25 protein-coding genes and 1 tRNA gene are annotated in these 25,534 nt (G+C 70.3%); 13 read left to right on the top strand and 13 right to left on the bottom strand.

Annotation, left to right across the window (positions count from 1 at the left end):
• Nucleotides 1–68 precede the first annotated feature (68 nt).
• Nucleotides 69–527: a GatB/YqeY domain-containing protein gene (locus ACFQVD_RS29420; RefSeq protein ID WP_343961717.1), complete on the bottom strand. Its 459-nt coding sequence runs from the start codon at nt 525–527 to the stop codon at nt 69–71.
• A gap of 80 nt (nt 528–607) precedes the next feature.
• Here ACFQVD_RS29420 and ACFQVD_RS29425 point away from each other — a divergent pair, with 80 nt between their 5' ends.
• Complete coding sequence (locus ACFQVD_RS29425; protein WP_343961715.1) at nt 608–1,531, top strand: metallophosphoesterase; 924 nt, start codon at nt 608–610, stop codon at nt 1,529–1,531.
• Between the two features lie 35 nt (nt 1,532–1,566).
• Nucleotides 1,567–1,640: transfer RNA gene (locus ACFQVD_RS29430), tRNA-Pro, on the top strand.
• A gap of 86 nt (nt 1,641–1,726) precedes the next feature.
• On the opposite strand, the gene ACFQVD_RS29435 is transcribed toward ACFQVD_RS29430, so the two are convergent.
• Nucleotides 1,727–2,707 (bottom strand): threonine ammonia-lyase, encoded by a 981-nt coding sequence (locus ACFQVD_RS29435; RefSeq protein ID WP_343961713.1) that lies wholly within the window; start codon nt 2,705–2,707, stop codon nt 1,727–1,729.
• Nucleotides 2,708–2,960: 253 nt separating this feature from the next.
• On the opposite strand from ACFQVD_RS29435, the gene modA reads away from it, so the two are divergent.
• From modA to ACFQVD_RS29460, 5 genes are all read left to right on the top strand, one after another.
• The gene (modA, locus tag ACFQVD_RS29440; protein ID WP_343961711.1) at nt 2,961–3,755 is read left to right on the top strand and encodes a molybdate ABC transporter substrate-binding protein; all 795 of its coding nucleotides are present in this window, start codon (nt 2,961–2,963) and stop codon (nt 3,753–3,755) included.
• A gap of 101 nt (nt 3,756–3,856) precedes the next feature.
• Nucleotides 3,857–4,117, top strand: a complete 261-nt coding sequence (locus ACFQVD_RS29445) for a hypothetical protein (RefSeq protein WP_343961708.1) — start codon at nt 3,857–3,859, stop codon at nt 4,115–4,117.
• Nucleotides 4,118–4,351: 234 nt separating this feature from the next.
• A complete protein-coding gene (locus ACFQVD_RS29450) occupies nt 4,352–4,795 on the top strand; it encodes a hypothetical protein (RefSeq protein WP_343961705.1) in 444 nt (147 codons plus the stop codon).
• Between the two features lie 109 nt (nt 4,796–4,904).
• A complete protein-coding gene (locus tag ACFQVD_RS29455; RefSeq protein WP_343961703.1) occupies nt 4,905–6,119 on the top strand; it encodes a PLP-dependent cysteine synthase family protein in 1,215 nt (404 codons plus the stop codon).
• Nucleotides 6,116–7,390 (top strand): MFS transporter, encoded by a 1,275-nt coding sequence (locus tag ACFQVD_RS29460; protein WP_343961701.1) that lies wholly within the window; start codon nt 6,116–6,118, stop codon nt 7,388–7,390. Before ACFQVD_RS29455 ends, ACFQVD_RS29460 begins: the two co-directional genes overlap by 4 nt.
• 49 nt (nt 7,391–7,439) lie before the next feature.
• On the opposite strand, the gene ACFQVD_RS29465 is transcribed toward ACFQVD_RS29460, so the two are convergent.
• From ACFQVD_RS29465 to ACFQVD_RS29475, 3 genes are all read right to left on the bottom strand, one after another.
• Nucleotides 7,440–8,108, bottom strand: coding sequence for an isochorismatase family protein (locus tag ACFQVD_RS29465; protein ID WP_343961699.1), 669 nt, complete (start codon nt 8,106–8,108; stop codon nt 7,440–7,442).
• Between the two features lie 42 nt (nt 8,109–8,150).
• Nucleotides 8,151–9,299, bottom strand: a complete 1,149-nt coding sequence (gene dhbC / locus ACFQVD_RS29470) for an isochorismate synthase DhbC (protein WP_364153901.1) — start codon at nt 9,297–9,299, stop codon at nt 8,151–8,153.
• A gap of 117 nt (nt 9,300–9,416) precedes the next feature.
• Entirely contained in the window at nt 9,417–10,178 is a 762-nt protein-coding gene (locus ACFQVD_RS29475) for a 2,3-dihydro-2,3-dihydroxybenzoate dehydrogenase (protein ID WP_343961695.1), read from the bottom strand.
• Nucleotides 10,179–10,562: 384 nt separating this feature from the next.
• On the opposite strand from ACFQVD_RS29475, the gene ACFQVD_RS29480 reads away from it, so the two are divergent.
• Nucleotides 10,563–11,393, top strand: coding sequence for a hypothetical protein (locus tag ACFQVD_RS29480; protein WP_343961691.1), 831 nt, complete (start codon nt 10,563–10,565; stop codon nt 11,391–11,393).
• An 85-nt stretch (nt 11,394–11,478) separates the two neighbouring features.
• Here the strand turns inward: ACFQVD_RS29480 and ACFQVD_RS29485 are convergent, their stop codons facing one another.
• Both ACFQVD_RS29485 and ACFQVD_RS29490 read right to left on the bottom strand, forming a co-directional pair.
• Nucleotides 11,479–12,375: a DUF1996 domain-containing protein gene (locus ACFQVD_RS29485; RefSeq protein ID WP_343961689.1), complete on the bottom strand. Its 897-nt coding sequence runs from the start codon at nt 12,373–12,375 to the stop codon at nt 11,479–11,481.
• Between the two features lie 62 nt (nt 12,376–12,437).
• Nucleotides 12,438–14,156 (bottom strand): discoidin domain-containing protein, encoded by a 1,719-nt coding sequence (locus ACFQVD_RS29490; RefSeq protein ID WP_343961687.1) that lies wholly within the window; start codon nt 14,154–14,156, stop codon nt 12,438–12,440.
• Nucleotides 14,157–14,578: 422 nt separating this feature from the next.
• Here ACFQVD_RS29490 and ACFQVD_RS29495 point away from each other — a divergent pair, with 422 nt between their 5' ends.
• Nucleotides 14,579–15,574, top strand: coding sequence for a LacI family DNA-binding transcriptional regulator (locus tag ACFQVD_RS29495; protein ID WP_343961685.1), 996 nt, complete (start codon nt 14,579–14,581; stop codon nt 15,572–15,574).
• A gap of 82 nt (nt 15,575–15,656) precedes the next feature.
• Here the strand turns inward: ACFQVD_RS29495 and ACFQVD_RS29500 are convergent, their stop codons facing one another.
• The 4 genes from ACFQVD_RS29500 to ACFQVD_RS29515 all read right to left on the bottom strand — a co-directional run bounded on the left by ACFQVD_RS29500 (nt 15,657) and on the right by ACFQVD_RS29515 (nt 19,679).
• On the bottom strand, nt 15,657–16,943 hold the full coding sequence (locus ACFQVD_RS29500; RefSeq protein WP_343961683.1) for an aminotransferase class I/II-fold pyridoxal phosphate-dependent enzyme: 1,287 nt from the start codon (nt 16,941–16,943) through the stop codon (nt 15,657–15,659).
• A gap of 156 nt (nt 16,944–17,099) precedes the next feature.
• Complete coding sequence (locus tag ACFQVD_RS29505; protein WP_343961681.1) at nt 17,100–17,822, bottom strand: HNH endonuclease family protein; 723 nt, start codon at nt 17,820–17,822, stop codon at nt 17,100–17,102.
• A gap of 95 nt (nt 17,823–17,917) precedes the next feature.
• Nucleotides 17,918–18,586: a response regulator gene (locus tag ACFQVD_RS29510; protein WP_343961679.1), complete on the bottom strand. Its 669-nt coding sequence runs from the start codon at nt 18,584–18,586 to the stop codon at nt 17,918–17,920.
• A 124-nt stretch (nt 18,587–18,710) separates the two neighbouring features.
• Nucleotides 18,711–19,679: a magnesium transporter CorA family protein gene (locus tag ACFQVD_RS29515; protein WP_343961677.1), complete on the bottom strand. Its 969-nt coding sequence runs from the start codon at nt 19,677–19,679 to the stop codon at nt 18,711–18,713.
• Between the two features lie 264 nt (nt 19,680–19,943).
• Here ACFQVD_RS29515 and ACFQVD_RS29520 point away from each other — a divergent pair, with 264 nt between their 5' ends.
• The gene (locus tag ACFQVD_RS29520; RefSeq protein ID WP_343961675.1) at nt 19,944–20,435 is read left to right on the top strand and encodes a hypothetical protein; all 492 of its coding nucleotides are present in this window, start codon (nt 19,944–19,946) and stop codon (nt 20,433–20,435) included.
• A gap of 12 nt (nt 20,436–20,447) precedes the next feature.
• Here ACFQVD_RS29520 and ACFQVD_RS29525 read toward each other — a convergent pair whose 3' ends face one another.
• Nucleotides 20,448–21,695, bottom strand: a complete 1,248-nt coding sequence (locus ACFQVD_RS29525) for a benzoate/H(+) symporter BenE family transporter (RefSeq protein ID WP_343961673.1) — start codon at nt 21,693–21,695, stop codon at nt 20,448–20,450.
• A 72-nt stretch (nt 21,696–21,767) separates the two neighbouring features.
• Between ACFQVD_RS29525 and ACFQVD_RS29530 the strand changes: the two genes are divergently transcribed.
• Both ACFQVD_RS29530 and ACFQVD_RS29535 read left to right on the top strand, forming a co-directional pair.
• On the top strand, nt 21,768–22,361 hold the full coding sequence (locus ACFQVD_RS29530) for a helix-turn-helix domain-containing protein (RefSeq protein WP_343961671.1): 594 nt from the start codon (nt 21,768–21,770) through the stop codon (nt 22,359–22,361).
• An 80-nt stretch (nt 22,362–22,441) separates the two neighbouring features.
• Nucleotides 22,442–23,662: an MFS transporter gene (locus tag ACFQVD_RS29535; protein WP_343961669.1), complete on the top strand. Its 1,221-nt coding sequence runs from the start codon at nt 22,442–22,444 to the stop codon at nt 23,660–23,662.
• A 16-nt stretch (nt 23,663–23,678) separates the two neighbouring features.
• On the opposite strand, the gene ACFQVD_RS29540 is transcribed toward ACFQVD_RS29535, so the two are convergent.
• Nucleotides 23,679–24,425, bottom strand: coding sequence for an MBL fold metallo-hydrolase (locus tag ACFQVD_RS29540; RefSeq protein WP_343961666.1), 747 nt, complete (start codon nt 24,423–24,425; stop codon nt 23,679–23,681).
• A gap of 113 nt (nt 24,426–24,538) precedes the next feature.
• Between ACFQVD_RS29540 and ACFQVD_RS29545 the strand changes: the two genes are divergently transcribed.
• Complete coding sequence (locus tag ACFQVD_RS29545) at nt 24,539–25,369, top strand: putative RNA methyltransferase (RefSeq protein WP_343961663.1); 831 nt, start codon at nt 24,539–24,541, stop codon at nt 25,367–25,369.
• Nucleotides 25,370–25,534 lie beyond the last annotated feature (165 nt).

The raw sequence follows: 25,534 nt of genomic DNA on the forward strand, positions 1-25,534 counted from the left end.
GGCCCTTCGAAGGGCCGGCGAGGAGGGCTCTCGTCCTACCTGGAGGGGCGCCGCCATGACCTCCCGGGTCAGGAGGACGCGAGGCGCGCCCGTACGGCCTGTGCGACGCGACCACCCTCGGCGCGCCCGGCGACCTTCGGGTTCACGATCTTCATGACCTGGCCCATGGCCTGCGGCCCGGAAGCGCCGCTCTCGGCGACGGCCTCGTCCACGAGGACGGCGAGCTCCTCGTCGGAGAGCTGGGCGGGCAGGTAGGCCTCCAGCACGGCCTGCTCGTCGATCTCCGCCTGCGCCTGCTCCGCCCGGCCGGCACCGCTGAACGCCTCGGCCGCCTCCCGGCGCTTCTTGGCCTCCTTGGCGAGCACCTTGACGATCTCGTCGTCGCTGAGCTCGCGCGCCGCCTTACCCGAGACCTCCTCGACGTTCACGGCCGCGAGGGCCATGCGAATCGTGCGGGTGCGGATCTCGTCCCTGCTCTTCATGGAGGCCGTGAGATCGGCCTTCAGCTTGTCCTTCAATGCGCTCATGCGGTCCATCTTGCCGCCTCACCAGCCCCGCTGTATCCAGAGTTTCCGTCCGCAGGGCCGATCTCGGGCATGATGAGAAGGTGAGGAAAGCAGCCGCGGTGCCCCTGTCCCTGTTCGGTGTCGGCCTGGCCGGCCTCGCGTACGCCTCGATCGTCGAGCGTAACGCGTTCCGGCTGCGCCGCTTCGACGTGCCCGTTCTGGAGCCGGGACAGCGTCCGGTACGCATCCTGCACCTGTCCGACCTGCACCTCACCCCTGGCAGGCGGATGCTCATCGACTGGGTCCGCTCGCTCGGAGCCCTCCACCCGGACCTGGTGGTCAACACCGGCGACTCCATCGCGCACCCCGACGCGATCACGCCCCTGATGCATGCCCTGGAGCCCCTGCTGTCGCGTCCGGGGCTGTTCGTCTACGGCTCCAACGACATGTACGAGCCGAAGCCGAAGAACCCGCTGCGTTATCTCTGGCGCACCTCCAAGGCCGACTACGGCCAGAAGATCCCTACGCTTCCCTGGGAGGAACTGGGCGCCGCCATGGCCGCCGAGGGCTGGCTCGACATGAACAACACCACCGCCCGGGTCAAGGTCGGTGATCTTGACGTGGCGGTGGGCGGCATCCACGACTCCCACATCAACCGCGACCGCTACGACCTGATCGCCGGCCCCGCACCGGCCGAGGCCGACCTGCGGCTGGGGGTGATGCACTCGCCGGAGCCCCGCAACATGACCCGCTTCGCCGCCGACGGCTACCAGCTGCTGCTCGCCGGTCACACCCACGGCGGCCAGCTCTGCGTACCCTTCTACGGCGCCCTGGTCACCAACTGCGGCATCGACCGGGCCCGGGTCAAGGGCATGAGCCGCCACGACTCCGCCTACCTCCACGTCTCCGCCGGCCTCGGCACCAGCCCCTACGCTCCGGCCCGCTTCGCCTGCTACCCCGAGGCCAGCCTGCTGACCCTGGTGCCCCGCCGGCGCGGCGACGCAAGCATCCACGAAGTCCGCTAGACTTTCCCAAGCACGAGCAAGACCGGACGTGTGACCGGGGTGTGGCGCAGCTTGGTAGCGCGCTTCGTTCGGGACGAAGAGGCCGCAGGTTCAAATCCTGTCACCCCGACGTTGAGTGAAGTCCCGAGGTAGAGGGCCGTTCCTGAGAGATCAGGAACGGCCTTCTGCGTTACCGGGTGACCATCCGAGCAACTGTCAGGATCCGTGGACGGGAGCCGCACCGACCCAGCGGTGATAGGCGTCCACGTCGACGTTGCTGCCGCACACGATGGTGACCACGTGTCGGCCGGCGAAGCGGTCGCGGTCTTCGAGGATCGCCGCGATGCCGAGCGCGGCCGACGGTTCGACGACGAGGCCGGCGTGGTCGAGGAGCATCCGCATACCGGCGGTGATCGACGCCTCCTGGACCAGGACGGCGTCGTCGGCGACCAGGAGGAGGTCGTCCAGGACGGCCGGGATGGGACACCGGCCGGCGACGCCGTCGGCGATGGTGTCGGTCGAGTCGGTGGTGACGACGCGGCGTTGGCGCCACGAGTGTGTCATCGCCGGTGCGCCCAGCGGCTGGACGCAGATCACCTCGACTTCGGACGCCAGTGCCTTCACCACATGACCCACACCGGTGGCCAGCGCCCCGCCGCCGAGAGCGATCAGGACGGCGTCGAACGACGGCACGGTGTCCACCAGTTCCAGGCCGATGGTCGCCGCGCCCTCACAGGTCTCGATGTCCAGGCTGTCTTCGACCAGCCGGATGCCGTCGTACCGCGCGATGGCCGCCGCCCGCTCGCGAGCCATGTCGAAGTCGCCGTCCACCAGCTCCAGCCTGGCGTCCAACGCGCGGATGCGATCAAGCTTGGCCGCGGGCGCGAAGCGAGATGCCACGACGGTGACGTCGAGCCCCCGGCCGCGACCGGACCAGGCGAGGGCTTGACCAAGGTTGCCCGCGCTGGCGCACACCACGGCTCGCCGACCATTGTCGGCGAGCAGGCTCGCGACCAGCTCGGTGCCGCGGGCCTTGAAGCTGCGGACCGGGTTCGCCGTTTCGAGTTTGATGCTCACCGTGCACCCGAGGTCGGGCTCCAGCGCCTCGCAGCGGTACAGCGGAGTGTCGAGGAAAATCGGGTCGATCACCCGGCGAGCCGCCCGGATCCGAGCAGTGTCGAGGCGCGTCTCCTGCATGACGCAGCAGCGTAGTGCCGCCGGCACTGTTCCATTCCGGGAAACGTCCGGCGACCGGAGACAGGAACGGACCCACGAGAGACACGCGGGCTGCGAGCACAACCGACTGCTTGCCGCATGTGCGATGAGATAACGGAGACCTCTTTATTGGTTGCCATGGGTACTGCCTCTTGAAGCCTGAATATGCGAAGGTATCGTGATTGTCGGTGGCGACGTTCTGGGTCGGCACGGCGAAGTCAGTGAGGAGCCCTCGTTGTTCAGGCGTCTTTCCAGGTGGGCTGTCGCGGCCCCCATCGCGCTGGCGCTGGCCGCCGGCCTGTCCGGCTGCGGTGCCGGCGATCCGGCCACCTCCGCCTCCTCCGGCGAGTCGTCCGGAGACGGGGCCACGACCCTGACCGTGTTCGCCGCCGCCTCGCTGACCGGCACGTTCACCGAGCTGGGCAGGACCTTCGAGGCCGCGCACCCGGGCACGACCGTGCGGTTCAACTTCGGTTCCAGCGCCACCCTGGCCCAGCAGATCGTCGAGGGCGCCCCGGCCGACGTCTTCGCCGCCGCCAGCCCGGCCACGATGAAGACCGTCACCGACGCCTCCCTGGCCGGCACCCCGGTCACCTTCGTGCGCAACGTCCTCCAGATCGCCGTACCCGCCGACAATCCCGCCAAGGTCGACGGTCTGAGCGACCTGGCCGACCCGAAGGTCAAGGTCGCCCTCTGCGCCGAGCAGGTGCCGTGCGGTGCGGCGGCGGTCAAGGCGCTGGACGCGGCCGGACTGAAGGTCACACCGGTCACCCTGGAACAGGACGTCAAGGCCACTCTGGCCAAGGTCTCACTCGGCGAGGTCGACGCCGCCCTGGTCTACAGGACGGACGTCATCTCCTCCGGCGGCAAGGTCTCGGGCATCGACTTCCCCGAGGCGGAGAAGGCGATCAACGACTATCCGATCGCCACCCTGTCCAAGGCCCCCGAGGCGGCCAGGCGGTTCGTCGATCTGGTGCTGTCGCAGCAGGGCGAGGACGTGCTGACCAAGGCCGGCTTCCAAGCCCCCTGACCCCCGATGACGCGATCCGCGACCCCGGCGGGCCGGAACGGCGCACGCTGCCGCCCCGGCCCGCCCGGCCGCCCGTCAGGAGGTACAGCAGGGGGTACGGCATGAGCGGCGACCAGCCCCGTAACGCCATCTGCCTGGGCGGCCCCTGCCACGGCATGCTCACCCACATCGACCAGGACATCGGCACCCTCACCGTGCCCGTCCCGCGCCGCTCGCCCGAAGAGCCCGAGGGCATGGCCCGCTACCGCATCACCCGCGAACGGGTGCACCATCCCTGCCGCACCGAGCCGTTCATCGCCCTGCACTGGGCCGATCCCCCCGAACCGGCCGGCCTGCCCTGCCCCTGCGGCCTCAGGCACTAGACGCGCCGCTCCGCCGGCGCGCCTTCGCGCCCCCGGCCGATGCACCGGCGTATCACCCGGACACGGCTCCCGTTCGTGCGCACGGCGCGGGTCTCGTGGCCGGTCGCAGCGTGGAGCACTCGACATTGGAGCGGCCGGTGCCGGCATGGTTTCCAGCGCTCATAGGAGCCTTTAAGAGCATAAAGTAACCCCCCGCAGTCAGATGACAGCAAGCAGTAATGTACGTTTGTGGTCATGATCGCATCGATGCGGCGGGTCGCACGGCACGGAGGCGTCGCCTTCGCGCTAGGGCTCGTCGTACTCGGTGCCGCCGTGTTGATGCACCTGACACTGTGTGTGGTGGCCCCCGTCCACCGGGGCCATCATCGCGCCCCCGGGCCGACCGTCGAGGTAGGCGCCACCGGGCTTCTCACCCTGATCGGCGCGGGGACGCCGGCGGAGCACCTACCGTGCCCGGTGCCGCCCGTCGACGAAGACCACCACCTGTGCGGCGCGGCGGCCGGAGCGCAGATCACCGGCACGCGCGTCCTGGTGCCGTCCGGACCGGTCCTCGGCGACCCGGCGGTGGTCGAGGATGCCGCGACACCTTCACCGCCGCCCGCGCGGCGTCGCGCGCAACCGGTCCGTCCGCCCCCCGGGGCCGCGTTACTTCTTCTCAAATCCGTTTCCCGCATATAGCCCGCCCCTCGGGCCGCCAACGACTCCACGCTCCCGCTGAGCGGTATGAGCCGTCGTTCGCGCACGCCCGTCAGCGAGCCGATCACATCGCATCCAGGGGAAACGGATCATGATATATACACTTAGTTCATCGCAGATCACTGCGAGTTCGCCGCAGATCGCCACCGCCTCGCTCAGCCAGTTGATCACCGGAGCCACCTGCCACGCCCCCGAGCACGTGGTCGGCAACACCCCGGTGCTCTGGGTTCCGGAGATCGCCTCGGGGCAGGGGCGTGGATTCTGGGCGAAGCTGGAGGGCAACAATCCCGGAGGGATCAAGGACCGCTCCGCCCTCTACATCGTCGAGCGGGCACGCGAGCGCGGCCTGCTGCGACCCGGGGCACCCATCGTGGAGTCCACCAGCGGGACCTTCGGCCTGGGCCTGGCGCTGGCCGGCATCGTCGGCGGCCACCCGGTGACACTGGTGACCGACCCGGGCATGGAGCCGCTGATGCGCCGGCTGCTGGCCGCCTACGGAGCACGTGTCGTCGTCGTCGGCGAACCGCACCCGGTGGGCGGCTGGCAGCAGGCTCGCCGCCGGCGCGTGCTGGAGTTGCTCGACGAGCACCCGGGCGCCTACTGCCCGGACCAGTACAACAACCCCGACAACGTCACCGCCTACACGGGGCTGGCCATGGAACTGGCCGGCCAGCTCGGGCGGATCGACGTCCTGGTGTGCAGCGTGGGCACCGGCGGTCACAGCGCCGGGGTCTCCCGCGCGCTACGGCGCTTCTATCCCGACCTCCGGCTCGTCGGCGTCGACACGATCGGCTCGACCATCTTCGGCCAGCCCGCGCGCTCGCGGCTCATGCGCGGCCTGGGCAGCAGCATCTACCCGCGCAACGTGGCATACGAGGCGTTCGACGAGGTCCACTGGGTCGCGCCCGCCGAAGCGGTCTGGGCCTGCCGGCGCCTGGCCGCGCTGCGGTACGCCACCGGCGGATGGAGCGTCGGCGCGGTGGCCCTGGTGGCCTCCTGGCTGGCCCGCACGCTGCCCGGCCACACCCGAATAGCGGCGATCTTCCCCGACGGCCCGCACCGCTACTTCGACACCGTGTTCAACGACGACTACTGCACCGAACGGGGTCTGCTCGGCACACCCGCGGCGACCGACCCCGACGAGATCGTCCATCCCGCCGAGCGCGAGCTGACCCGCTGGACCCGGTGTACGACCGTGCTCGACCCCACCGTCCCGGGACACGGCGGCGCGGGAACACCCGCCTCTCCGGAAGGCGGCGCGACCGCCGGGAGGACACCCTCCGAAGACGAAGAGGTCCGGCGGTGAGAAGCACCCTGGCCCTGGCCCGCTCCTTCGACCGGCCGGTGAGACTGCTACTGGTCAACCAGCTCACCATCAACGTCGGCTTCTACATGCTGATGCCCTACCTGGCCGGTCACCTGTCGGGAGCGCTGGCGCTGCCGGCGGCACTGGTCGGCCTGATCCTGGGCATCCGCAACCTCAGCCAGCAGGGCATGTTCCTGGTCGGCGGCACCCTCGCCGACCGGCTCGGCCACAAACCCATGATCGTCGCAGGGTGCGGGCTGCGCACCCTCGCGTTCCTGATGCTGGCCGTGGCCGACTCGCTGCCCATGCTGGTCACCGCCTCGGCCCTGACCGGGTTCGCCGGCGCACTGTTCAACCCCGCCGTGCGGGCCTACCTCGCCCAGGAGGCCGGGGCGCGGAAGGTCGAGGCGTTCGCCGCGTTCAACGCCTTCTACCAGCTCGGCATCCTGATCGGGCCGCTCGTCGGCCTGCTGCTCAACGCGGTGGCCTTCAGGCTCGTCTGCCTGGTCGCGGGCGTGATGTTCGCCGTGCTCACCGTCGCCCAGACACGGGCCCTACCGAAAGGCGACCGCCCGCGGGCCGAGGAGAGACGGAGCGTGCTGCTCGACTGGCGCGAGGTGTTCGGCAACCGACCCTTCCTGCTCTTCTCGCTGGCCATGATCGGCTCGTACGTGCTGAACTTCCAGGTCTATCTGGGCCTGCCACTGGAGATCCGCCGGGTGACGGGTGGCGAGCTGGGGGTCACCCTCGTCTTCGTGGTCTCCGCGGTGCTGACCATCGTCGGTCAGGCCCGCCTGACCGCGTGGGCGACCCGGCGGTGGCGACCGCCGCAGGCCATCGCCAGAGGTCTGGTCCTGATGGGGCTCGCCTTCGTCCCGGTGGCCCTGGCCGCCCCCTGGGCGGGCAGCGCCGGCACGTCCGGTGGCGCCGCCGGGGTGCTCGTGCTGCTCCCCGTCCTGGGGACGGCGGCGCTGCTCAGCCTGGCCACCATGATCATCTACCCGTTCGAGATGGCGACCATCGCCGTCTTCGGCGGTCGGCACATGGTGGGTACCTACTACGGGCTCTACAGCACCCTGGCCGGGATCGGCATCGCCGCGGGCAACCTGCTCACCGGGTGGGCGCTGGATCTGGGCACGCGGGCGGGTCTGCCGAGCCTGCCGTGGCTGGCCCTGGTGCTGATCGGCCTTGGCTGCGCCGCGGCCGTGGTCGCCCTGGATCGATCGGGGCGCCTGGCGGCCTCATCGCGGGCCGCTCCGGCGACGGCGTGACGCGCCTCAGCGGCGCCCCGGCCTCGCGAAAGCGGGTTCCCGCGGCCGGCTAGCCGCCACCGGCCGTCTCGGTGGCCTGCGGCGCGGGGTCCCACCCGCGCAACAGGCCACCGGTGACGGCCGTGACCGCGCAGCGCTGGGCGGCGTAGGCGAGGGCCATGGTGTGGTGTTCCCGGGAGAAGTCGGCGACGGCATCGGCCACCAGGAATGCCTGCAGGTCCTGCATGAAGGCGTCGCAGGCGGTCATGAGGCAGCCGATGTGGGCGTAGACACCGCAGACGATGATCTGGTCGCGACCCATGGCGTCCATCCGGGTGCGCAGGTCGGTCCTGCGGAAGGCGCTGTAACGCCACTTGGTGAGCAGGATGTCGGACGCCGCGGGGAGAAGGCTCGCGACGATCTCGCTCTCCTGCGAACCGGGGATGCCCGAGCCCCAGAAGTCCTGGAGCAGGCCGCGCTCGTGGCTGCTCTGGCCGCCGGGCTGCATCGAGTAGACGACCGGAACCCCCAGCCCGGCGCAGGCCTCGCGCAGCAGACCGATGTTGTCGATGAGCCCGGTCAGCGGTGCGGCGCCGACGGCGAAGGGGGCGAGGAAGTAGTTCTGCATGTCATGGACCAGCAGGATGGCGCGGCGCGGATCAGGGCGCCAGGCCACCTGGTTCTCGGGAAGATCGCCTTCTTTTGGCAGCGGGTAGGAGGCGATCTGGGGAAGGGCCACGGGTGCTGTCTCCTTTCCTGTGTCAGTGGGCCGGACGGTGGGTCAGCGGTCCTGGTCCAAGCCGACGGCGCGGAGCATGGTCTGGAACTTGGCGGTGGTCTCGGCGAGCTCGGTCTCCGGCACCGAGCCGGCGACGATTCCCGCACCGGCGAACAGCCTCAGGGTCTGGTCGGCGACCTCGGCACAGCGGATGGTCACGACCCATTCGCCGTCGCCCGCCGAGTCCCCCCACCCGACCAGGCCGGCGTACAGGCCGCGGTCGAACGGCTCGATCTCCTCGATGGCCTGGCGTGCGGCGCTCGCGGGGGTGCCGCAGACGGCGGGGGTGGGATGCAGCATGGTGGCCAGCTCCAGCGACGTGACCGCGGGGTCGTCGAGCACGCCGGTGATCCGGGTCGACAGATGCCACATGGAGGCGGTGGACAGCGGTGAGGGCCCGGCGGGCACCGAGAGTTCCCTGCAGTACGGGCGCAGGAGCTCCACGATGCTCTCGATCACCAGCGCGTGCTCGCGGAGATCCTTGTCGGAGGTGAGCAGGGCGCGGGCCCTCTCCGCGTCGATGACGGGGTCAGGGTGACGGGGTACGGACCCGGCCAGCGGGTTCGTGGTGATCCGGCGCCCGGAACGGGAGACGAGCAGCTCGGGGCTGGCCCCCAGGAGCGTGCGGGCCGTGGCGGTGCTCGACGGCAGGTCCACCGCGTAACCGTAGGCCTGCGGGTCGCGCCGGACGAGGTTGCGCAGCACACGCCCGACGTCGACGGGGGCGCCCAGGGTGACGTCCAGGGCGCGGGCCAGCACGATCTTCTTGAGCTCTCCGGCGGTCAGTTTGGCCAGTGCCTTCTCCACGCCGCGCAGGTAGTCACCGGGGTCGGGGACCGGGCCGAATCCGGTGAACGTGCCGGTGACCTGCTCGGGGCCGACCGGTGGGCCGGCCGGTGGGCTCGTCCAGCAGACGGCGGCGGGCACCAGCAGGCGTGGCGGGCGGTCGTCGCGGAAGGGGATCGCGCCCACCACCACGGGGTTGGGGTGACCCGAGTTCTTGGCGTCCCGCAGGGCGGAGGCGACACGGTCTCGCAGGCTCATCGCCCCCGAATCGGAGACCTCCTGGCACACCCCCCTGGCGAGCAGGGTCCGGGTCGGCGAGGTGAAGAAGAAGGTGCCGGGTTCGTAATCCTCCAGGAGGTCCGGCATTCGGGACATGGTGAGGGCGTCGTTCGGCGACATGGGAAAAGCTCTCCTGTCAGGAGGGGATCCAGGAATAGGAGGGATCAGCGCCGGCGGGCGGCCGGTGCTGGGAGAGGACTGCCGCTACCGGAGCGTGGCGCCCCCGTCGACGTACAGGTCCTGCATGGTGATGTGCCTGGCGCGGTCGGAGGCCAGGAAGAGGACCGCGTTCGCGATGTCCTCCGGGTCGGCCAGGCGGCCGAGGGGGATGCCCACCCGGAAGGTGGCCGGCGATCCTTCGATGGCCGCCCGCGCGTCGTGGCCGCCGGTCCACAGGGCGCGCTGCATGGGGGTGTCGGTGGAACCGGGCGACACCACGTTGCAGCGGATGCCGTACGGCGCCAACTCCAGGCCGAGGCACTTGGTGAACTGCGCGGCCGCCGCCTTGGAGGCCGCGTAGGCCGACATGTTCATCCGCGGCACGCCCGCGGCGTTGGAACCCACGGTGACGATCGCCCCGGATCTACGGGGGATCATCCGGCGGGCGACCGCCCGGGACAGGTGGAAGACCCCGCCGGTGTTGACGGCGAAGGTCCGGGCCCAGTCGTCGTCGCTGAGGGCGACGGCCGATCCCGAGCAGAGCACTCCGGCCACGTTGACGAGCAACTCGATCGGGCCGAGGTCGGCCTCGACCCTCGCGACGACGTCGTCGACGGCGGCGCTGTCGGTGACCTGGCAGGGGTAGGCGACCGCGGTGCCGAGCCCGGCGGCGACCCGCTCGACCCGCTCGGCGTTCACGTCGAGCGCGGCGACCCGCGTGCCCGCCGCCGTCAGGGCTCGCGCCACCGCCTCGCCGATGCCCTGTGCCGCACCGGTGACCACGGCCACTCCACCTTCCGCCAGCATGTCCCCACCTTCGTCGGTCTCTCGCCGGTAGGCAGGCTAGTGCCATCACTTTAAGTTGCGCAGCAAAAACTTATAGTTACTTTTCACAGATCAGGTGGACATCACGGAGGTTGGTACGAACACTCCTGACCGCCAGGCGTGACGACGCACGAGGAGCGCGGGGACCGGAGCGGTGCCGATTCCGGGGGCTTTCGCATGGATGACCGAGGGGATGACGCGTTTGTCTCTTAGCAGTGTTGCGTCAATCGTTACGGCTTATGATCACTCTTCATGACAAGCCAGGATATTTCTGAGCAACCTGTATATATTCCCCCTACTTCGCAAGACACTCCTCCAACAGATCCGGCAGATCCAGCAGAGGAGAACAGCGGCGGCGTCCTGGAGATGATCGAGCGCATCGGCTCGGTCATCGTCCCGATCGGCGTCGCGCTCTACGCCGTGCTCTACCTCGGCGTTCAGTCGATGTACTCGGTGTTCCAGATCACCCCGGAGCAGGCGGGGATCGACCAGTCGGTCCTGCTCGGCCGGCTGATGGGCACCCTGATCCTGCTGCTGCTGGTCGCCCTGCCGGCGCTCGGCGTCATCGTCGGGCTGGGCTGGCTGGCCGACAAGGTGACCTTCGGCACGGTCGGCAGGCTCGTGAACGCCGTACGGCGGCGGCCCTGGCTGATCGCCGCGATCGCCGCGCTGTGGTGCGGTGCGACCTACTGGGGCCTGCTCGACGTCTTCGGCGACACCGACCTCGCCGTCAAGGTCGTCGTGGCCGTGGGGCTGGGCGTACTGGCCTTCCTGGTGCCGTTCCGGCTGCTGCGCCGCAAGCCCGTCGGCCGCGCCGGGATGAAGGTGCTCGTCGGCGCCCTCACCGGCCTCGGCCTGGGATTCCTGCTGATCATGCAGATGACCCTGGGGGCGATCGAGGTGCAGGAGACGGGAAAGGCCAACGAGCTCATCACCTACGTCGGCTTCCAGGACCAGTGGGCCGTTCTCCGGAGCGCCGAGAACGACAAGCCGCTCTACGACAGCCGGTGGATGATGCTGCTCGGCGAGAGCAACGGCGCGTACGTCCTCTACGACTGCGACAGGTTCGAGACCATCCGTCGCTCCATGGACAAGACCATCCTCGAATCCATCCAGCTCGAACCGGAGCGCGAGACGGGTTTCAAGTGCGGCACTCTCGCCGAGGAGGCGCAGACGGCTGAGGCCACGGGCCAGTAGGCACGATGGGGACACCCGCGTCGCCGGTCCGATCGGCCCCGCCCGGCCCCGGTGGCGGGGCCCGGTGGCGGGGCCCGCACCGGTGTCAGGACGGCGTGCCGTCCGCGCCGCACTTGATGATCGGGCGGATGCAGTCGCGCAGGCGGCGCTCCATCTCGGCCGGGGGCCAGGCGTTGAAGAAGTCGCCGTGCATCGTGTATCCGCGCCCGGACGCCAGCCGCAGCTGTGCCGGGTCACCGCTGACCGGGTACCTCAGCACCTGGCGTAGCTTCGGCACCGGAACCGGGTGCGAGGCGGGACAGGCACCGCCCACCGGGTAGGCCATGTGGCTCTTGTGGTCGGCCGAGTCCAGGTCCCTGCCGTTCCAGCACTGCGGGAAGTCCAGGTAGGACTCCAGCATGGTGCCCGCCGGGCAGTTGACGAAGTCCTTGGCGGCCCCCACGTGCCCGGCGTGCAGGCACGACCAGCGCGCGTTGCCGCTGGGATCGTCGATCCCGGTCGCCTTGGCGTTGCCCGCGACGATCCGCAGGCCCAGGGGCAGCGGCTGGGTCCGCGCGATGATGTCGTCGCGGACGCCCTCCCCCAGGTAGTAGAACGTGGTGCCGGTGGGTTCCACCGGGGTGTTGCCCTTGTAGAGGGTCGGCACCCAGTACGACGACAGGTCGACGCGCGGGTTGCAGTTGCTCGGGGAGCTCTGCAGGGACGCCAGCGTCGTGTGGGCGTTGGTGGCGGTGCTGCCGAAGAAGCTGTGCATGTGTGACGCGCCGGGAAGTCCGGGGAAGACGATCGGGTCGTCGGGCAGGCGGTGGCTGAACGGGCAGTCGGCGAGGAACTCCGCCACCCGGACGACCGCCGCGGACGAGCCGGCGGCCTGCGGGGTGTGCAGGACGAGGGACGTGCCCAGGAGCGCCAGCAGTGTGGTCATCAGGGTCAGCGGGCGTAGCCGGCGTCGGAGGCCGGCCGGGGAGAGTACCGGGTGCATGGGTGACTCCTTCGGGAGGTCCCCGGTACCGCTCGCGCGAGCCGTACCGGGGTGCGGTGGAGTTACTGGTAGACGCGTACGTAGTCGACGAGCATCTGCTTGGGGAGACCCGTGCTCGCGTCCGGCGGTCCTGGCCAGTCGCCGCCGACCGCGAGGTTGAGGATGATGTAGAAGGGGTGATCGAAGACCCACGGGCCCCGCGTCGCCTCGACCTGGTCCTTGCTGACGGTGAGGACGGTCCGGCCGTCCAGGGTGTAGACGATGCCCTTGCTGTCCCAGTTGGCCGCCCAGACGTGGAAGTCGTCGGAGAAGTCCGCGCCTGTCGGCAGCGTGTACGGGCTGCCGACACCGCCGCCGCCGTTGTAGGCGGGTGCGTGGACCGTCGAGTAGGCGGTCTTGACGTCCTTGCCGAGGACTTCCAGGATGTCGATCTCGCCGTTGTACGGCCACGGCCTGCCGGTGAGGAAGTCGGCGCCCATCATCCAGAACGCCGGCCACAGGCCGTTGCCCTTCGGGACCTTGACGCGGGCCTCGACCCGGCCGTAGGTGAAGGTGAACCTGCCGCCGGTGTTGATCCGGCCCGAGGTGTACTGGCAGGTCCCGCCCGGGCACACCGACCCGGGGGTGGCCTCCTGCCGTGCCGTGATGGCGAGGTTGCCGTTGCCGTCCATGGCGGTGTTGTTGGGGTTGTAGTACTCCAGCTCGTTGTTCGGGCCGGTTCCCGGGTCCTGGGTCCACTTGGCCGCGTCGGGTCTGGTCCCCGCCGCGCCGTTGAACTCGTCACTCCAGACGAGCCTTGGCGGGTCGGCCGGGTCGGGCGGGAGCGGCGGCGGGGTGATGGGGGCGCCGCCGGTGCCCCAGACCTGGAACTCCCACAGCGAGTAGCCGTACGGGGTGCCCCGCTGGGTGCCGTACATCCGCACGTAACGGCCGGTCCCGTCGACGTTCAGCGTCTGCTTGAAGCCGGCGCCGGACGTCGTGGAGTAGATCGGCGTCCAGGTGGTCCCGTTCGCGGAGACCTGGATCTCGAACGCCTTGGCGTAGGCCGGATCCCACTGCAGCACGACCTTCTTGATCTGCGCGGTCGCGCCGAGGTCGACGGAGATCCAGGCCGGGTCGACCCAGCCGGTGGTGGAACTGGTCGCCCAGCGGGAGGCCGGGTCGCGGTCGAACGCCCTGGCCGGGACGCACTCCCAGCAGTTCCCGTCGTGCTGGGAACTGGAGGCCGCACCCGGCCTGCCGTAGGACAGCAGCTTGAGCGCGCCCGGGTCGGGGTCCGGGCCGGTGGAACCGATGGTGCCGTAGACCTGGAACTCCCACAGCGAGTAGCCGTACTGGGTGGAGCGCTGGGTGCCGTACATCCGCACGTAACGGCCGGATCCGTTGACCGCCAGCGTCTGGTCGCCGCCGGTGCCGGTGGTCGTGGAGTAGATCGGCGTCCAGGTGGTGCCGTTGGGGGAGGTCTGGATCTCGAAGGCCCTGCCGTAGGCGGTCTCCCACTTCAACGACACCTGCGTGATGGTCGCGGTGGCGCCGAGGTCGACCTGGATCCACTGCGGATCGGCGAACCCGCTGGACCAGCGGGTGCCCGCGTCGCCGTCGACGGCCGCCGACGCGGGGAAGGCCACGTTCTCCGCGGACGAGGCGGTCACCGTCCTGCCCTGGGACAGCAGGGTGTCGGCGGCGGAGGCGGGTCTGACGGCGAGACAGGATGTGACGAGGGTGACGGCCGCGGCGATCATCAGGGCCACCCGGCGGCCGGGACTTCGAAGCGAGGGCATGGCGTCTCCTCGGGGCGGGGGGTGCGTACCGGTACGGTTCGGGGAGCGCTCTCTCAAGCAGAGAGTGCTCTCGTCCGACAGGGCCTGTCAAGTATCCGTTCAGCCAGCAGGAAACGGGCTGCGCATGATCCGGAACCGACCACATGATTCAGGGAACGCTCCCGCAAAACCGTTTGTACCGTTACACGACGCTGTGAGCTGCGATTAAGAGGATCTTTTCCTGGGAGCGTTTTCTCGGATTCCTCCGCAGGCCCGCGGGAGGGGGAATCCGATTCCGTTCGCGTCATTGACAGAAATCTCACCCCTCATCACCCTTTGTGAGGGAGCGCTCTCTTCATGATCCTCGATTAGGCTTCTTGGAGGTGGCACCGCACGTTCCGGCACCACCGGTCGGTCGGCGGTACGGACTGTGGGAGAGGCACATGAGACGACCCACCCTGGAGGCTGTCGCCACCCGGGCCGGCGTGTCCAAGTCGACGGTCTCCAGGGTGGTGAACGGCGAGCCGACCGTCGCCTCGGACATCCGCGATCTGGTCATGCGGGCGGTGAACGAGCTGGGCTACGTCCCCAACCCGGCGGCGCGCAGCCTGGTGACCCGGCGTACCGACTCCATCGCGGTGATCGTCTCTGACCCGCCGGCCGGGCTCGTCTCCGACGACCCGATGTTCTCCACGGTCGTGCGCGCGGCCAGCCGCGAGTTCGAGGCGGCGGGCAAGCAGGTGGTGCTCATGCTCGCGGGCTCGGATGACGCCCGCGTGCGGGCCAGGCAGTTCGTGGCCGCCCGGCACGTGGACGCGGTCATGCTCGTGTCGATGCACGGCGCCGACCCGCTGCCGGCCGCGCTCGCCACGACGGGCGTCCCGCTCGTCTCACATGGCAGGCCCGCCTTTTGGGGAGCCGCGCCCTGGGTCGACAACGACAACGTCGGCGGCGCCGCCCAGGCGGTGCGGCACCTGCTGGAACGAGGGCGGCGCAGGATCGCCACCATCAGCGGGCCGCTGGACATGTCCGCGGCCCAGGACCGACTGGGCGCCTACCGCGAGGTGCTGAGCGAGACCGGGCGGCGCTCGATCGTGGCCATCGGCGACTTCACCCGGATCTCCGGAGCCGAGGCCATGGCGCAGCTGCTGGAGGACGACCCCGCGCTGGACGCGGTGTTCGCCGCCAACGACCTGATGGCGATCGGCGCCATGCGGGCGCTGCGCCGGGCGGGCCGGCGGGTGCCCGACGACGTGGCGGTGGTGGGGTTCGACGACATCGAGGCGGCACTCTACACCGACCCCCCGCTCACCACGGTGCGCAGCCCGATGGGCGAGCAGGCCGCCGCCTCCGCCCGCCTGCTGCTCGGCCTGCTACGAGGCGAGGACGCCGCCCCGGTGATCCTCCCGACCCAGCTCGTGGTCAGGGAGTCCAGCTAGCCGCCGGGAATCGAAGGAGTTCTCGCGAACGCGGTGCGACGTTCGTCGGCATCACCGCCGGACGCGGAATCCGCCTCGACTCCTAGCGGGCTCCGGCCAGGAGCTTCTCGGTGGCGACGAGGCGCACGCAGGTGGTCAGGCCCAGGATGGCCGACTCCAGTTCCTCCGGCTCGGGGTAGGTGGGGGCGATGCGGATGGTGCTGTCGCGGGGGTCGTTCCCGTACGGGTGGGTGGCGCCCGCGGGGGTCAGCGCGATGCCCGCCTCACCGGCCCGCCTCACCACCTCGCGCGCGCAGCCCTCCAGCACGTCCAGGCTGATGAAGTAGCCGCCCGAGGGGGTGGACCAGGTCGCCAGGCCGGTGCCGCCCAGTTCCTTGGCGAGGATCGCCTCGACCACGTCGAACTTCGGCCGGAGCAGCTCCCGGTGCCGGCGCATGTGCTCGGCCAGGCCGTCGGCGTCGCGGAGGAACTCCACGTGGCGGAGGTGGTTGATCTTGTCAGGGCCGATGGTGCGCTTGGCGGTGTGTCCGAGCAGCCAGGCCACGTTGGCCGGGGAAGAGCCGAAGAAGGAGACGCCGGAACCGGCGAAGGTGACCTTCGAGGTGGAGCCGAAGACGAAGACGCGGTCGGGGTTGCCGCTCTCCGCGCACAGCGCCAGGATGTCGGCGATCTCCGCCGGGGTGTCGGTGAGGTGGTGCACGGCGTAGGCGTTGTCCCAGAAGATCCGGAAGTCCGGGGCCGCGGCCGGCATGGCGGCCAGCCTCCGCACCGTCTCGTCGCCGTAGGAGACGCCGCTGGGATTGCTGTACTTGGGCACACACCAGATGCCCTTGACCTGGGGGTCTTCCCGCACGAGACGCTCCACGACGTCCATGTCCGGACCCTCGGCGTTCATCGGCACACCGATCAGCTCGATGCCGAACCGCTCGCACAGGGCGAAGTGGCGGTCGTAACCGGGAACCGGGCACAGAAAAGCGACCCGCGGCTCGTCGGCCCAGCGGCGCTCGGCGCCGGGCAGCGTGCCGAGCAGGGCGTGCACTATCGAGTCGTGCATCAGCGAGAGGCTGGAGTTGTCCGCGGCGACGAGCTGGGCGGCGGGCACCTGCAGGGGCCCGCTGAAGATCTCCCGGAGCTCGGCCAGGCCCTGGAGGCCGCCGTAGTTCCGGCAGTCGGTGCCGTCCGCGGCGGTGTGGCCGCCGGGCAGGTCCAGCAGGGCCTCGGAGAGGTCGAGCTGGCGCGCCGACGGCTTGCCGCGCGTGAGGTCGAGGGAGAGACCGCGCCGCACCAGTGCGTCGTAGTCCCGCTGGGCGGCGTCCCGCTGGGCGGTCAGCTCGTCGATGGTCAGTGCCGAGAGTGCCGGAGAGGTCACGGGAGTGTTCCTTCGCCTGCTGGTCGGGATCGGCTCCAGAGGCGGCCGGCGACCGGCTGGAAAGACGGTGAAGGGACGGCTCCGAAGGTGACCGGTGTCGGTTCCAAAGGATAGAAGATCTCACCGCGCGACCGCTTCCGATCGGTCCACCGGAGGTCACCGGCACTGGGCGAGCATGACCCTCTTGTCGGCACGGGTGACCGGCAGGTGGTACTTCAGGGCCACCTGGGCGAAACGGACCACGTAGGCGCAGCGGACCCCGCGCCTGGGGGGAAGCCAGGAGGCCGGCCCCGATCCGCCCTTGGCCTCGTTGGCGTCCCCGTACACCGGGAGGAGATTGAGCGGGTCGTTGGCGATGCGCATCCGCTTGGACCGCGACCAGCGGGAGGCCCCCATCCGCCACTCGTAGGAGAGCGGGACCACGTGGTCGACCTGGATCTCGTCGGAGCGCTTCTTGCTCCAGTGCACGATCCGGCCGGTGTAGGGATCGCGCAGCCGCATGGAGACGACCACGCAGCCGGATCCGCGACGGTAGCGCACCTCCTCGCCGTCGCGGGCCAGCAGGTCGTCGCGGGTACGGCAGCCGTTGCGCGCGTACGGCACGCCACTGGCGGTGTCGGCCCAGTTCGCACCGAACCTGGCCCGGCTGTAACCGGCCTTCGACCCCATCCGCCCGACCCGGAGCCCGCTGATCAACCTGACCGCGGCGCTCCGGTCACCGGCCGACCTGACGGGTGCCAGCCCGGGTCGCAGACCGTCCGGGTTGTCCAGTGGCACGACCCTCGCCGGCGCGGCCCTCGCACGCGTGTCGTCGTGCGTCGACAGTGAGAAGAGCATCGCGGCGCCCAGCACCACGGCGACCACCCCCCGCGCGCCCACCCGTGCCTCCAGAAGGATCTACCGGCCCATTCTTGACCGATTCCCGGGAATCGGTTGGTTGACACGGGAGTGTCCGCGGGTTGAGACCCGGCCGGTCAGGGCTGGAAGCGGTAGCCCATGCCCGGCTCGGTGAGCAGATGGACCGGGTGTGCGGGATCGCGCTCCAGTTTCTTGCGCATCTGGGCCATGTACTGACGCAGGTAGTTGGTCTCCTTGTGGTAGGAGGAGCCCCAGACGTCGTTCAGCAGGCGGCGCTGGGTGATGAGCTTGCCGGGGTTGCGGACCAGTATCTCCAGCAGGCGCCACTCGGTGGGGGTCAGCCGCACGCCACCCGAGACGGTCCTGCCCGCCAGATCCACCTCGTGCTCACCGATCACGCACCGGGCCGGCTCCTCCTCGGGAACCGAGACGCGGCGCGACACCGCGCGGATCCGGGCGAGCAGCTCGTCGACGCCGAACGGCTTGGTGACGTAGTCGTCCGCGCCCGCGTCCAGGGCCTCCACCTTGTCACGGCCCTCGGCCCGGCCGGACAGCACGATGATCGGGACGGCGGTCCAGCCGCGCAACCCGTGGATGACGTCCACCCCGTCCATGTCGGGCAGGCCGAGGTCGAGCACCACCAGGTCGGGGTGCCAATCCGCGGCCTGGCGCAGGGCGGCGGCGCCGTCGGCGGCCACGGCCACCTCGTACCGGCGGGCGACCAGGTTGATCCTCAGCGCCCGCAGGAGCTGAGGCTCGTCATCGACGACGAGGATGCGCGTCACGGGTCCTCCACGGTTGCGGGCACAGCCGGGGAGAGGCACAGCGTGGTCTCCGGCGGCCGGTCCCCTCCCCGAAGCCAGGTTACGGCCGGCCGAATATCCGGAGTGGGCACGGGGTCCGGCCGGATCAGAGCCAGTTACGCTTCTGGAACGCCCGGTAGAGCAGGATGGTGCCCACGACGATCAGGGCCGTGGACACCCAGAACCCGACCGGCTGCCCGAAGCCGGGGTAGGGCACGTTCTGCCCGTAGAAGCCGGTGATCATCGTGGGTACCGCGATGATGGCCGCCCAGCTTGTGATCTTCTTCATGATGTCGTTGAGCCGGAATCCCTGCTGGTTCACCTGGGCCTCGCGGATGTTGCCCACCAGATCCCGCAGCGACTCGCTCCACTCCGCGGTGCGCAGTGTGTGGTCGTAGACGTCCTGGTAGTACGGGGTCAGCCCACGGTCCATGATGTCCTCGCCCCTGCGCAGCAGGCTGCCCACGACCTCGCGCGTCGGCACCGCCAGCCGCCGGAGGCGCACCAGCTTCTTGTGCGTGTCGAAGGTCCGGCGCTGGACGTGCTGCATGTCCCGGGAGTTGTTCTGGAAGAGGTCGTCCTCCAGTTCCTCGACCCGGTCGTCCACCACCTGGAGAACCTCGAAGTGGCCGTCCACGATGTGGTCGAGCAGGGCGTGCAGCAGATACGGTGCCCCGAACTTGGCCATGTCGGCGTTGGCGTCCCAGCGCCTGATCACCTCGTCGATGTCGAACTCGGAGCTCTCCCTCACGGTGACCAGGGCGTTCCTGGTCATGAAGATCGAGATCTCGATGAAGTCGAGCTCATCCTCCGCGAGCCTCGTCGCGTAGACGGTGATGAACAGGTGGCTGTCGTAGGTGTCGAGCTTGGGGCGCTGCTGACTGTGGATCGCGTCCTCGACGGCAAGGGGGTGGAGGCCCAACTCCTCGCTGATCTTCGCCAGGTCCGCCTGCGTGGGCGAGCAGAGGTCGAACCAGACGACGGCCGAGGTGTCCCCCACGTGCTCGGAGACGTCGTCGATGGGAAAACCCTCGGCTTCCAGAACCCCGTTGCGGTACAGGCGGGTACGGTCCATGGGCGCCCACCCTAGACCTGCGTTGACGGACCTGGAATCCCCGTCGGATCCACATCTTCAGACCTCATCCCGGCCGGGGGAACCGGATCTCCCGTCCCCCGGTGGTGACGGCGCCGACGCCGTGGCGTCTTCCGGCGGCCGATCCGCCGCATTCCCCGGCGGCCACGGGGATTCGAATGAATAATCCCGCGCGCCCGGGGCAGCAGTGCATACCACAACAGCCGAAGCCTGAGGTGAGGTCACATGATAGTGCTGGGACTTCTCTTGATCGTACTCGCGGGTGCGACCGTGATCGCGGTCTCCTGGGACGAGACCGCAGCATCGACCACCACCGCGACGTTCACCATGTTCGACCGCGTGATCCAGCTCACCCAGCTGGAGCTCTTCTTCGCGGGTGTGGCCACCGGAGCGGTTCTCCTGCTCGGCCTGGGAATCATGTTCGCCGGGATGCGGCGCTCGTCCGCGCACCGGCGCAGGCTCCGTGCCTCGCGCGCGGAGGCTCGTGACCGTGTCACCCGCCTGGAGGAGGAGAAGCGGGAACTGGAGCGCAAGCTCGAAGCGACCCCCGCCGCTGCCAAGACTCCCCCGGCTCCCGCCACTCCCACGGCTCCTGCGACTCCCGTGGTCGACCGTGACCGTGACGGCGTCGACGACCGCGCCGAGGACACCGCGCCCCACCCCCGGGTCGAGGTGCCCCGCCAGCCCTCCACCGACCAGCTCGTGGCCGGTCGCCACGGGCGCTCGGACCACCGCTAGTCACGTCTCCCCTCAGCCGGGGCGGCCCGCGGGCCGCTTCGGCTGAGGCGTGTCCGGACCGCCGTCGCCACCGCCGACGTTCGCCATGGCCGCGGCCGGCGGGGTTCGGGGGGACCTCCCGCGGCGGTGCAGCAGCGTCATGAGCCCGCCGGCCACGAGTCCCCAGAAGGCGGCGCCGACTCCCAGAAGCGTCAGCCCCGAGGCGGTGACCACGAAGGTGACGATCGCGGCCTCCCTGCCCCCGGGGTCGGCGACCGCGGAGGTGACGGCCGAGGCGAACGCGCCGAGCAGGGCGAGACCGGCGACGGCCTCGATGAGCGACGACGGGGAGAGCAGGGCGAGCGCCGTGGCCGGTCCCGAGCCGATCCCGAGGAGGATCATCGAAGCGCCCGCGCTGACCGAGGCGATCCACCGGCGGGCCGGGTCGGGGTCGCCGTCGGGCCCGGCGGCCAGGGCGGCGCTGATCGCCGCCAGGTTCACCGCGTGGCCGCCCAGTGGAGCGCCCAGTGTGCTCGCCAGACCGGTGGAGACGAGGATCCCCCGCAGCGGGGGGCGGTAGCCGTACCCGGCGAGGACCGCCATGCCCGGCACGTTCTGCGAGGCCATGGTGACCAGGAAAAGCGGGAGCGCGATGCTGACCAGCGCCTGGGCGTTCCAGGACGGGACGGTCACCTCCACTACCGGCCGCACGTCCACCGCTCCCGGCCCCGACCCGGTCAAGGCGATCGCCGCGACGGCGACGAGGAGGGCCACCGGGGTCGCCCATCCTCGGGCGAACCTGCTCAGCAACGCCCAGGCGAGAACGGCGGGGCCCGCCATCAGCGGTACCTCGGCGAGCGCCCTGACCGGCGCCACGCACAGGTCGAGCAGGACCCCGGCGAGCATGGCACCGGCGATCGGGGTGGGGATGGACGCGATCCATCGGCCCAGGGTGGGGAAGAGCCCGGCCGCGGTGAGGAGGAGCCCCGAGACCGCGAACGCGCCGACCGCGACGGGGAACCCGCCCTCCACGGTGCCGGTCGCGACCAGTAGCGCCGCCCCGGGCGTGGACCAGGCGATGACGATCGGGACCCGCCGCCGCACTCCCAGCCAGACGGCCAGCACGCCGCTGGCCACGCAGAGCGCGAGCAGCCCTGACGCCGCCTGTCGCTGGTCGGCGCCCACCGCCCTGAGCCCGGCCAGGACCACGGCGAAGGAGCCGGCGAAACCGACCACCGCGGTCACCGCCCCGGCCAGCACGGGTTGAAGCAGGCGTGTCATCTGTCGGTCCTCACACGAGGGGGTGCCGATCGTTCCGTAAACGGAACAAGTCTGGTGCTGCACGATAGCCCCATGGACTCCGAAGCACAACGCCCCCGCCCCGCCGTGGACGGCGACATGGCCGACATCGGGCGGCGGATCCGCCGACTGCGCGAAGAGCGCGGTATCTCCCTGTCCGCCCTCGCCCGCGACGCCGGTGTCGGCAAGGCCACGCTCTCCGGCCTGGAGAACGGCACCCGCAACCCCACGCTGGAAACCCTCTGGGCGATCACCGCAGAGCTCGGCGTCCCCATCACCGCGGCCTTCGCCGCCTCGACGCCGGAGGACCCGGCCACCGTCCCCGGCGGGAGCGACCACCGGGTCTTCCACGGGACAGCGACGGAGGGGACGCTGCTCCAGGTCTTCGAGGACGCGGAGGTCACCTACGAGCTCTACCGGCTGGTGATCCGCACCGGGACGCCACAGGTCTCGCCGGCGCACCACGAGGGCGTCACCGAGCACGTGACCGTCTTCGCCGGCACGCTCAGCGCGGGACCGGCCGACGCCCCCCTGCGGGCCGGTCCCGGCGAGCACATCTCCTGGCGCTCGGACGTTCCGCACAGCTACGCCGCCCTCGGCGACCAGGATGTCCAGGCCGGCCTGCTCATCCGCTACCCGCGCCGCTGATCCCGCGGCCCGCGCGACCTCCGCCGACGTTCGGCGACCCACTCAAATCCGTAAAATTCCCAAAAAGTAATATTTGCCGTATGACACCACGGTCCACCGCGATTCTCATCTGGGCCGTGGGCGTACTGGCCTACGTCATCGCCGTCTTCCACCGGCAGTCACTGGGCGTGGCGGGCATCGAGGCGGCGGCGAGGCTCGACGTCGGCGCGACGGGGCTCTCGGTGCTGGCCATGTGCCAGCTGCTGGTCTACGCGAGCATGCAGGTGCCCGTCGGGATGCTGGTCGACCGGCTCGGTTCCAAGCGCATGCTGGTTCTGGGGGCCGTGGTGATGGCCTGCGGCGAACTCGTCTTCGCCCTGGCCGAAGGCCTGCTGCCGGGGGTCGCCGGGCGGACGTTGATCGGCTGCGGGGACGCGATGACGTTCATCAGCGTGATCCGGCTGGTCGGCCTCTCCTTCCCGGCCCGCCACAACCCGCTGATGGTCCAGCTCACCGGCCTGATCGGCCAGCTCGGCGCGATCGCCTCCGCGGTGCCCCTCATCCACTCCCTGCACACCTACGGCTGGACGCCGACCTTCATGGGCGCCGCCGTGCTGGGCGTGGTCTCCGCGTTCCTGCTGGTCACGGTGGTGCGCGATGCCCGCCCCGAGCGTACCGGGGAGTCGCCGGGCCTGAAGGCCGCCTGGGCCGAGCCCGGCACCCGGCTGGGCATGTGGACCCACGCGGCCACCCAGTGCTCGGCCGCGGCCTTCCTGATGCTGTGGGGGTATCCCTTCCTGGTCCAGGGCCAGGGGCTGCCCCCCTCGACGGCGGGTGTGCTGCTGTCCACGCTGACCCTGTGCGGCATGGTGTGCGGGCCGCTGCTCGGCTACCTCGCCGGGCGGTTCCCCTTCCACCGCTCCCGGATGGTGCTCGTCGTGATCGGCACCACCGCCGGGGCGTGGACCGCCGTGCTGGTCTGGCCGGGGCGGGCACCGCTCTGGCTGCTGGTGGCGCTGGTGGTGGTGCTGGCGGCCAACGGCCCCGGGTCGATGATCGGCTTCGACTACGCCAGGACCTTCAACCCGGCCACCCGGATCGGCGTGGCCACCGGCATAGTGAACGGCGGCGGCTTCGTCGCGTCCGTGTCGGTGATCGTTTTGATCGGCGTCACCCTCGACCTGGTGGGCGGGAGCGGCCCGGAGGCCTTCCGATGGGCGTTCGCCACGCAGTATCCGATCTGGGCCCTGGGTGCCGTCCAGGTCATCCGCTACCGGGGCAAGGCGCGCCGCCTGCTCTCCGCCGCCCGAGCGAGCGCGTAGGGCCGGCTGTCTCCCGTCAGACGATCCGGGTGAAGGGCTCGGCGAAGTGGGCCGTGCCGATCATTCCCCGCTCCGCCCTGACCCGGTCGAGCAGCTCCACCCGGGTGGCCGCGGCCAGCTCGGGGTCGTCGTCGTAGAGGTAGGTCACCCGCGGGTTCTCCAGTTGCACCGGATGCAGCACCAGGTCGCCGGTCAGCAGCAGATCACCGAGCTGGACGACCTGATGGCCGGGGGTGTGCCCCGGCGCGAGCAGCACCCGGACGCCCGGCAGCACCTCCGCGCCGCCGTCCACGGCCTGCACCCGCTCGCCCAGCGGCCGGACGACGTGGTCCAGGACCGTCTCGGCCGCCGCGTCGATCTCCGCGCGCTGCAGGACGTACCGGGCGTTGGGGAAGGCCGGTGCCCCCGCGAGCACCGCCCCGCCCGCGTGGTCGCTGTGCAGGTGCGTGATGACCACGGCCTCCACCTCCTCGGGGGCCGTCCCCACCCGGGCCAGCTCCGCGCCCAGCGCGCCGGGCACCGGCGCCCAGCTCGACGCGGGCGAGTCGCTGGGGCCGATGCCCGTGTCGACGAGCACCGTACGGCCCGCCGCGTCGCGCAGCAGGTAGCAGTGAAAGTGCAGGATCCACTCGTCCGGCTCACCGTGGCGGCCGCCGGGGAACATCTCCCGCATCGGGCGCCGGATCGAATCGCCCATCGGCCCCACCGCGTCACACAGCGGGAACACCTCGACCCCGGCCACCGTTATCGGCCGATGAACCATTCGCCCTCCTGTTCGATCGAGTGGTACCCGCCCTCGTCATGAGGGGACACCGCTCGCATCATAGGAACATTTCATGACAATTCAGCTGCGGCGGAACGCGAGATGATGGAGCGATGCTGGACGATGTCGTCGAACACCTCGCCTGCCCGGTCTGCGGAGGCGCCCTGGCCCTTCACGACCGGGTCCTCGGGTGCGCCCTGGGGCACGGCTTCGACGTGGCCAGGCAGGGATACGTCAGCCTGCTGACCGGGTCGCGGGTGCCCGGGACGGCCGACAGCGCGGCCATGGTGGCGGCCAGGGACACCTTCCTCGGCGCCGGTCACTACACCCCCCTTGCCGAAGCGATCGCCGGCGCCTGCCCTACCGGCGCGAAGGCGGTGGCGGACGCCGGAGCCGGGACGGGCCACTACCTGGCTCGGGTGCTCGGCGAGCTGCCGGGGGCCGTCGGAGTGGCGCTGGACGTCTCCAAGCACGCGATCAGGCGGGCCGCGCGGGCGCACCCCCGGCTGGGGGCGGTGGTGGCCGACGTCTGGAGACCACTGCCGCTGAGAGATGGCACCATAGATGTGCTTCTGAATGTGTTTGCCCCAAGAAACGGGGCAGAGTTCGCCCGAGTGCTCAGGGGTGACGGTGAGCTTGTCGTCGTCACACCCACCTCGCGGCACCTCGTACCACTGGTGGAGCGGCTGGGACTTCTGTCGGTGGACGAATCGAAGGAGCGACGGATGGCGGAGAGCCTGAGCGAACACTTCGTCGAGACCGACCGGAGCATCCATGAGTTCGAGATGACCCTGGGGCACGACGCGGTCGAGGCGGTCGTGGGAATGGGGCCCAGCGCCTGGCACATGGATACGGAAGTTATCCGGAGAAAGATCCAAGGACTTCGTGAAATGAGCCCTGTGCAGGCTTCTTTCCGCATGTCTATCTTTAAGCGCCGCTCCTGAGCAAGCCGTGTGCTTGACAGCCACCTTCGGGACGCCTGTTACTGATGTGACATTTAGTCCGAAATTCCCGGACATTACTCAAGCAATTACCCGATGAAGACGACATACTGGACCGCAATCCGGCGAGCCCGCGACTGAACGCGTGAAGCTGACGCCTTGACGGAG

Origin of the sequence: Streptosporangium amethystogenes subsp. fukuiense, assembly GCF_042665875.1 — a bacterium.
GTDB lineage: Bacteria > Actinomycetota > Actinomycetes > Streptosporangiales > Streptosporangiaceae > Streptosporangium > Streptosporangium fukuiense.